The sequence below is a fragment of the Streptomyces sp. NPDC054847 genome, from assembly GCF_053610925.1.
Window position 1 is genome coordinate 1 of record NZ_JBSGZJ010000364.1, and the last position, 7,253, is coordinate 7,253.

Consider the following 7,253-nt stretch of genomic DNA (forward strand, 5'->3'; position numbering starts at 1 on the left):
CCCGGACTCCGACTTCGCCTGCCTGCCCGACGACCCGGCGGCCGGGATGCCCGGCGTCCGGGTGGTGGCCCACGAAGAGGCGCTGCGCGCCGAACTGCGTGCCGGCGTCGCCGAGCACGTAGGGCCCTTGCTGACGGCTGTCGGGCCGCATGCGCGCCGGAGGTCAAGGGCGTTGTGGGGCATGGCCGCGGACGATCTGGTTTCCGGGATCTGGTATCTCGGCCGCGTGCTGGGCCAGGAAGATCGAGCGGTCCAGGCCGCCACCGAGCTGCTTCCGACGGCGATTCCCCCCTTCCCCGGCGGGGCGGAGTTCCGTCGGTTGGCGGGTCGGGACGGGCGGCGGCATCTGACCCGGACGCGTCTCGGTTGCTGCATGTATTACACACTCGACGCCGCGCAGGCGTGTTCGACGTGTCCGCGGACGTGCGACGCCGAGCGTTTGCGGAGGCTGGAGGACGCGGACTGACCGCGGCGGAAACGACGGCAGGCCGGCAACGCGGCGTACTGGTGCCGCATCAGGGTTCTGGGCAGGTTCCGCTGCGGCTCAGCGCACGCCGTTCCAGCCCCAGCGCGGGGTCGGGCCCGGGTCGCCGAGGTCCGTGCCGGCGGGGTCGGCCGAGACCTCGCGGGCGATCTTCGTACCCCAGTCGAAGTACTCCACCACCCGGCGGCGCAGCACGTCGTCGTCCGGCAGCTCCTTCGCCACCGCTTCGGTCATCAGCTCCATCCAGCGCAGCCGCTGCTCCTCCGTGATCGAGAGCCCGAGGTGCACCCGGAGCAGCCTCTGGTGGCCGCCCAGCGCGGCGGTGAAGTCGGCAGGTCCGTCGAAGACCTCGGCCAGCCAGACGGCGACATGCTCGATATGGGCGGAGGTGAAGTCGGCGAAGACGGGGGCGAGCAGCGGATCGGTAAGGACCGCCTCGTAGAAGGTGTTGCTCAGCCTGCGCAGTGCGTGCGTGCCGCCCACGGCCTCGTGCAACGTCTCGGGACGCCCATCGGGCCCGCTCATGACGACACCTCATTCGTACGGAGTGGTGCTGCGGAGTTGTGCTCCGCCCAGCATTGCCGCGGCACGGCGGGCGGCCCAGGCGTTTCCGCTCTCGGCGGAAGCGCCCGCCTCCCCGGGGGGCGCGGCTCCTGGGCAGGCTGAGCCAGTCTCGCTGGTGGAGCGCGGCCCGGGCGGCGGTCTTCTCGGCGACCGCGCACTGACGACACCATTACCCCGTGGTCCCACCGCTCAGCGTCCCGGCAACGTCTCCTGCAGCCAGTCGAAGACGACCTCGCAGTGCTCCTGCGGGGCCATGGGAGAGCAGTGCAGTTGCGCGCCGGTGGCGGCGCTGAGCTTCATGTAGTCCTTGGGGGACGTCAGGTTGTCGAACAACTCGCGCGGCTGCCCGGGATAGAACTGCTCGCCCTCGTAGTCCAGGACCAGTGTGGGCGTCTTGATGCGCTCCACGACGTTCGTGATGTCGAGCGACTCGACGAGCTTGGCCGGGGTGTAGAAATCGGTGAACATGTTCCCCTGGCGGGCGGCGAGCATCGCCGGCACGGAGAACGGTTCGAACCGCTTTCTCAGTGTCGCGGCCTCGGCCGCGGACAGCTCGGGGACGACCTCCTTGTTCCAGACGTTGTTCGTCTCCTCCTTGTCCCGGGTGAGGATCTCCCGGATCTCCGCCGGGAAACCCAGCCAGGGCCTCAGCACTCCGGGCATCGCCACCAGAGCGGCGATCCTGTTCTCGTAGGCCGCGGCCCGGGGTGCCAGCTCGCCTCCCATGCTCAGTCCGGTCAGGGCGATCCGGTCGGTGTCCACGTCGGAACGGGCGGCCAGCCAGTCGACGAGGGGAGTCACCACCGTCTCCCAGCGCGGCGTGAAGACCACGCGGTCCACGAAGAGCAGCTGGCCCTGGCCCGGTCCGTCGTACACGAGGGCGTTCCAGCCACGCTCCAGGGCAGCCGACACACCGTAGGTCCACATGTCGACGTTCTGTCCGTCGCTGCCGTTGGTGAGGATCACGGTGGGGCGTCGCTCGGCGGAGTCGTCCGGCCGGAAGAACCAGACCGGAAGCGGCGTGTTCCCGTACGGAACGTTCGCCGTCACCGGGGCCGGGTCGGACAGCTTGCAGAACGTGTCCCAGGCGCCGCGCGTGGACTTGTACAGCTGCTCCTCATTGCCGGGGTCGTCGGAGCCGAGGACGAAGAACAGTGCCTGGCTGTAGTACTGCGATGCCCGCAGCGCACGGAAGCGCGTGGTCCCGCTGCCAGGCTTGTCGCCCTCGGGCGCTTTCGACAGTCGGTCCGCCAGCTTCCCGAAGGTCTCCACATACGTCTGCGCGGAGAGCCCGGCCCTGTTGATCGCATTCACCGCGGTGAGGACCTCGCCGACCTCAGCGGAACCCTGCCCGGACCCGCCGAGGGCGAGAAGCGCGTTGAAGTTGAACCCCGGGTCCTCGAAGAGGGTCATCACCCCGGGCGTGGCACCATCCGCGGAGCCGGTGGCCGACCTTGTGGGACTCGGGGTGGTCCCTTGCGCGGAGGTATTGCCCAGGGGAGCACAGCCGGCTGCCAGCACCGCCCCGGCGCCGACGACGAGCGTAGTCAGCGCCGTCCGCCGGGTGGGGTCGGCGGCGTCCTTCGGTAGATGCGTCATATCAGCCGACCGTAGGAGCGGTGCCCCTGGCATCCCGTTGACCACACCGGCGATTCCCCCGAACAGTCGCCCTGCACGGTCCGGACGGCTCTGATCAAGGCAGTTCGCCAGCGCGTGCGGCAATCCGGTCGGCCAGCACGGACGGAGACACACTGGCAGCCCAGCTGTAGAGGGCAGCCAGGGGTGAATGCACGCGACCCCACCGACGCCAGGAAGTAGGCGGCCACCAGCAGCCCCCGGTCGGCAACGACAGACACCATGGCAGACGACCACCAGGCCCGTTGCTGCCCCGCATCGGGGTGGGCCGGGTCGCGGAGAGCGTGCGATTTGGTGCCACCTCGGCGATACCTCTACGGGTCTCCCCGCGGTCTCGTACGGCTCACGCTCGCCTTCGACACGCTCCACATGCTCGGGCCGGCGGCCGTCCTCGGCTGCGGGGGCGCCTGGGACTGCGACCCGGAAAGCCGAAGGCGCAGGGTGGTACGCCCGTCTGGCACGCGTAGCCCGCAGGGGAGTACGGCCACCTGGCACGCGTGCTGCTTCACGGCGGTGGACAACTCCCGTATGGCCGAATGGGCATCAGCACAGTCGTGCCTCTATGGCGTTGGGAGCGGACAGCGGGGTGCCCCAAGCGCATGGACTGACTGGTCGGTACATGCTCTGGTGAGCCCTCATCAGGGGGCAATGCCATCAGGACAATGCCCTCGCCAGGCATCGCCCGAGCGAGGCGATGCGCGCGCTTCCCTGCCTGCCCGGAGAGCTCCATGGCCCATCAGCACGCCCATCCGCACACCTCCCCGTTCCATCAAAGACCCCGGCCCCACCGGCCGGGCAGATCCTTCGCGCTCCTCAACGGACTGACCTTCGCGGTCCATCTCCTGCTTGCCTGCGTCGCAGAGGACCTGCTGGCCACCCGTGTCGCCGGACAGATCAATCTCGGCGTCGTCGCCATTCTCGCGCAGGGCTCGCTCATGTTGTGGTCGGCTGCGCGTTACGACCGCGCCGCCGACCACGAGGAGGCCGCGTACGAGCCGGAGGAGGAGCACTGATGCTTCCTCAGGTCCTGCTGGCCGCAGGGTATCCCGGCACCCTCGACCTGGACACGGACACCCGCTCCTGGGTTCTCGTCGGCTTCCTCGCCTTCATCGTCCCGATCCTGCTCATCTGCGTGCTCAACGGCCCCGAGCGGGACCGGGTCGACGACTTCTACACGGCGGGCCGCAGGCTGCGGCCCGTCCAGAGCGCCCTCGTCCTCACCGGCGTCTACCTCTCCGCCGCGACCGTGCTCGGCACGACGGGAACCGTCGCGGTCTTCGGCTTCGACGGCCTGTTCATCGCCCTGTGCACCGTGCTGTCGCTCGGCGTCCTGCTCCTGTTGTCCGGCCCGCTGCGGGAACGCGGCGCCTACACCCTGGGCGACACGTTCGCCCTGCGGACCCCGGGGCCCGCGGTCAGGATCGCGGTCGCCGTCGTCACGCTGAGCGCGTGCGTCCCGTATCTGATCGTCCAGCTCTCCGGCGCGGGCAAGACCACCGCCATGCTGCTCGGCCTGTCCGGTCCCGGCGCCGAGCAGACCGCCATCGTCATGATCGGCACCATCGTCGTCTGCGCCACGGCCTTCGGCGGGATGCGCGGCATGATCGCGATCCAGGTGATCAAGACGGTGATCCTGCTCGCCATGGCCGTGGCCGTGGCTGCGGTGCTGCTCCACCGCTTCCACTGGAGCCCCGACTCCCTCATCGAGGCCGCTCGGCTGGGCAGCGGGCGTCCCGAGGGCTATATGCGTCCGGGCCTGCGGTTCGCCGCCAGCAGCCCGGTCGAGGGGACGCTCGACTTCATCGGTCTGATGATCACCGTGGTGCTGGGCGTCGCATGCCTGCCCCATGTCGCCACCCAGCTCAACACCGCGCCCGACGCCGCCGCGGCACGCCGTACGGTCCGCCACACCATCGCCATCGTCGGTGCCATCTGCCTGCTCACCACCGTGCTGGGATTCGGGGCCGCGGCGCTGATCGGCGCCCCGAAGATCCTCGCCGCCGACCCCGGGGCCACCAGCAGCCTGCTGATGCTCACCGGCGATCTGGCGGGCGGCTCGTCGGCGCAGACGGGCGAGGCATGGCTCGTCGTGCTGGTCTCCTGTGCGGTGTTCCTCACCACGCTGGCAGTCGTCGCGAGCGTGACGCTGGCGGCCGCAGGCTCGATCGCCCACGATCTCGTCACCAACGTCGTCCGCCGCGGGCGCACGACCGAGGGCCGGGAGGTGGCCGCGGCCCGTATCGCGTCCGCCTTGGTCGGGGTGCTGAGCATCTTCCTCGCGGTGTGGGTGCAGGGCTGGAACATGGGCTTCCTGTCCACGATCTCCCTGGCGGTGGCGAGCTCCTGTCTGCTCCCGGCGCTGGTGTACTCGCTGTTCTGGCGCGGCTTCACGCGCAGGGGGCTGCTGTGGACGCTGTACGGAGGTCTCGGCTGCGCGATCGGACTCCAGGTCGTGAGCCCCGTCTTCTCCGGCAGCCCGATGGCACTGTTCCCCGAGTGGGACATCACCTGGTTCCCGCTGCAGACGGTCGCCCTGGTGTCGCTGCCCGTCGCGTTCCTGCTCGGCTGGCTGGGAAGCGTCACGGGACAGCAGCGTGCGGCCGCATTGCCGAAGCAGCACGTCAGGGCCTGACGCACGAATGCGGCGGCCGGTGGAGCGCCCTCACACGCTCCACCGGCCGCCGCCCCGTGCCGCGTTACCCTGCGGCGAGCTCGTCGATACGCCGGTGCAGGCGCCGCCGCGGGTGCCGCTGAAGAGGGGTGTCGGTGACGATTATGCTCGCGTAGACGAAGGTCGCGGGAAGGCGTTCGACGAGGTCTTTGCAGGTGTCGGTGGTTTGGGCGCCGGTGGCGGCCGGTGGACCCTGCCCAGCGTCCCAGGAACCTCCCTTGTTCTTCGGCGGGGTCGCAGCAGTTCGAAAGTCCTGGGCCTTGACCACGAAGTCCGTCAGCAGCTTGCTGCCGCCAGACATGGCCACCGCCGTGACCGACACAGGACGTGAACGTCGGCCACTCCTACGCCATCAGCAGCGGGCCGGGGCGGACGAAGCAGCGTCCGGCTGGTCGGCCCAGCCGCTTCCAGGCCCACCACGAGGTCGTGGTCGGAGCAGTCGTCCCCAGGATTGCGTCACGGCCCGCTGTGGGCCGGTGTACGACAATCGGCGCGCGACCCATGCTGCCCGCCCGCCGTGTCGTGAGATCAGCCGCTCGACATCGGCATCGGTAATCTTCCGCGGGACGCCCGGCCTCGGCTCGTCACAGAGGCCGTCCAGGCCCATGCTCGAGGAAGCGCCTTCGCCAGGTGCGGACCGTGTCCGGCGTGACCCGCAGCCGACGCGACACCTCCGTGATCGAGTGTCCCCTCGGTGCGCTCCAGCGCAATCCGTGACCGAAGAGCCGACGCCTGCGGGGTTGTTCGCCGACGGACCCGACCCTCAAGCACAGTGCGCTGGGGATCGGTTGACAGCAACGGCGGGATCTTCGGTCCAGGACGACTCATACCGAACTAACGACGGATCTCTGACTCAGGTCCCTGGTGGTGGGTTAGTGGGTGGGGGGTGGGGTGGGGGTGTGTTGGTGGGGGTGGTTGAGGGCGTGGGTGAGGGTGGTGAGGTGGGGGTGGAGGGTGTGGTGGAGGTGGTTGATGGTGGTGTGGATTTGGTTGTGGTGGTGGGGGGTGAGGTGGTGGTGGGTGATGAGGTCGGCGGTGTGGGGGGTGAGTTGGTTGAGGAGGTAGAGGTTGGTGAGGTTTTTGAGGTGGGTGTGGGTGGTGGGGTGGGTGGTGTGGTTGAGGGTGGTGAGGAGGGCGTTGGTGGTGTGGAGGGTGGTGTGGAGGTGGGTCATGGTGAGGGCGGGTTGGGTGGCGTTGTTCCAGCGGGTGTGGGGGGTGTGGGGGGTGTGGGGGGTGGTGGGGGTGTGGAGGGCTTGTTTGGTGCGGGTGTGCCAGATGTGTTGGGCGTGTTGGAGGAGGTTTTTGAGGTGGGGGAGGTTGGTGAGGGGGTTGGGGGGTGTGGGGGTGGTGGGGGGTGGGGGTGGGGGGTTGAGGAGGAGGTGGGTGGCGGCTTTGAGGGTGATGAGGAGGTTGTCGCCTTCGGCGGTGATGGTGCCTTCGAGGTGTTGGGTGTAGTGGGCGAGGGGGTTGTGGGGGTGGAGGGCCCAGGCGCCGCAGCGTTCGCGGCAGGTGGTGGTGATGGTGCGGGCGTGGTGGGTGGTGAAGGCTTTGGTGAGGGCGGTGAGGTGGTGGGTTTGTTCTTTGGTGGGGGGTGGGTCGGTGGGGTAGCGGGGGTGGGTGGTGAGGGGGGTGGGGGTGTTGTGGTGGGTGGTGTGGCGGTGGTTGGCGTAGTGGACGGCGATGGTGAGGGCGGCGCGGGCGGTGCCGGTGGCGGCGGCGCTCATGCAGAGTTTGCCGAGGGTGACGCGGTCGATGGTGTGGAGGAAGCGTTTTTGGGGGTTGCCGTGGGTGGTGTGGTGGGTGCCGTCGGCGTCGAGGCGGTTGTGGGGGGCTTGGAGGAGGGCGGTGGGGGGGAGTCGGACGTGGGTGAAGGTGGTGATGGCGTGGTCGACGGGGTGG

General features: G+C 69.4%; 8 protein-coding genes. 3 read left to right on the forward strand and 5 right to left on the reverse strand.

Annotated features, from left to right (window positions below):
• On the forward strand, positions 1 to 466 hold a 466-nt coding region (locus ACWGH4_RS27200), incomplete at its 5' end, for a (2Fe-2S)-binding protein (protein ID WP_453465590.1).
• A 78-nt stretch (positions 467 to 544) separates the two neighbouring features.
• On the opposite strand, the gene ACWGH4_RS27205 is transcribed toward ACWGH4_RS27200, so the two are convergent.
• Both ACWGH4_RS27205 and ACWGH4_RS27210 read right to left on the reverse strand, forming a co-directional pair.
• Complete coding sequence (locus ACWGH4_RS27205) at positions 545 to 1,009, reverse strand: group II truncated hemoglobin (protein WP_453465592.1); 465 nt, start codon at positions 1,007 to 1,009, stop codon at positions 545 to 547.
• A 228-nt stretch (positions 1,010 to 1,237) separates the two neighbouring features.
• The gene (locus ACWGH4_RS27210) at positions 1,238 to 2,647 is read right to left on the reverse strand and encodes an alpha/beta hydrolase family protein (protein WP_453465594.1); all 1,410 of its coding nucleotides are present in this window, start codon (positions 2,645 to 2,647) and stop codon (positions 1,238 to 1,240) included.
• A 764-nt stretch (positions 2,648 to 3,411) separates the two neighbouring features.
• Between ACWGH4_RS27210 and ACWGH4_RS27215 the strand changes: the two genes are divergently transcribed.
• Positions 3,412 to 3,696 carry a hypothetical protein gene (locus ACWGH4_RS27215; protein ID WP_453465596.1) on the forward strand — a complete coding sequence of 95 codons (285 nt, stop codon included), beginning with the start codon at positions 3,412 to 3,414 and terminating at the stop codon, positions 3,694 to 3,696.
• Complete coding sequence (locus ACWGH4_RS27220) at positions 3,696 to 5,315, forward strand: sodium/solute symporter (protein WP_453465598.1); 1,620 nt, start codon at positions 3,696 to 3,698, stop codon at positions 5,313 to 5,315. Before ACWGH4_RS27215 ends, ACWGH4_RS27220 begins: the two co-directional genes overlap by 1 nt.
• Positions 5,316 to 5,379: 64 nt before the next feature.
• Here ACWGH4_RS27220 and ACWGH4_RS27225 read toward each other — a convergent pair whose 3' ends face one another.
• The 3 genes from ACWGH4_RS27225 to ACWGH4_RS27235 form a co-directional block, all read right to left on the reverse strand.
• The gene (locus tag ACWGH4_RS27225; RefSeq protein ID WP_453465600.1) at positions 5,380 to 5,676 is read right to left on the reverse strand and encodes a hypothetical protein; all 297 of its coding nucleotides are present in this window, start codon (positions 5,674 to 5,676) and stop codon (positions 5,380 to 5,382) included.
• A 262-nt stretch (positions 5,677 to 5,938) separates the two neighbouring features.
• Positions 5,939 to 6,025, reverse strand: coding sequence for a hypothetical protein (locus ACWGH4_RS27230; RefSeq protein WP_453465604.1), 87 nt, complete (start codon positions 6,023 to 6,025; stop codon positions 5,939 to 5,941).
• A gap of 201 nt (positions 6,026 to 6,226) precedes the next feature.
• Positions 6,227 to 7,253: acyl-CoA dehydrogenase (locus tag ACWGH4_RS27235; RefSeq protein ID WP_453465602.1), on the reverse strand; the 1,027-nt coding region annotated here is incomplete at its 5' end.

Coding starts and splice junctions, on each gene's coding strand:
- ACWGH4_RS27220 (WP_453465598.1), top strand. CDS start 3,696: ATGCTTCCTCAGGTCCTGCTGGCCGCAGGGTATCCCGGCACCCTCGAC.
- ACWGH4_RS27205 (WP_453465592.1), bottom strand. CDS start 1,009: ATGAGCGGGCCCGATGGGCGTCCCGAGACGTTGCACGAGGCCGTGGGC.
- ACWGH4_RS27210 (WP_453465594.1), bottom strand. CDS start 2,647: ATGACGCATCTACCGAAGGACGCCGCCGACCCCACCCGGCGGACGGCG.
- ACWGH4_RS27215 (WP_453465596.1), top strand. CDS start 3,412: ATGGCCCATCAGCACGCCCATCCGCACACCTCCCCGTTCCATCAAAGA.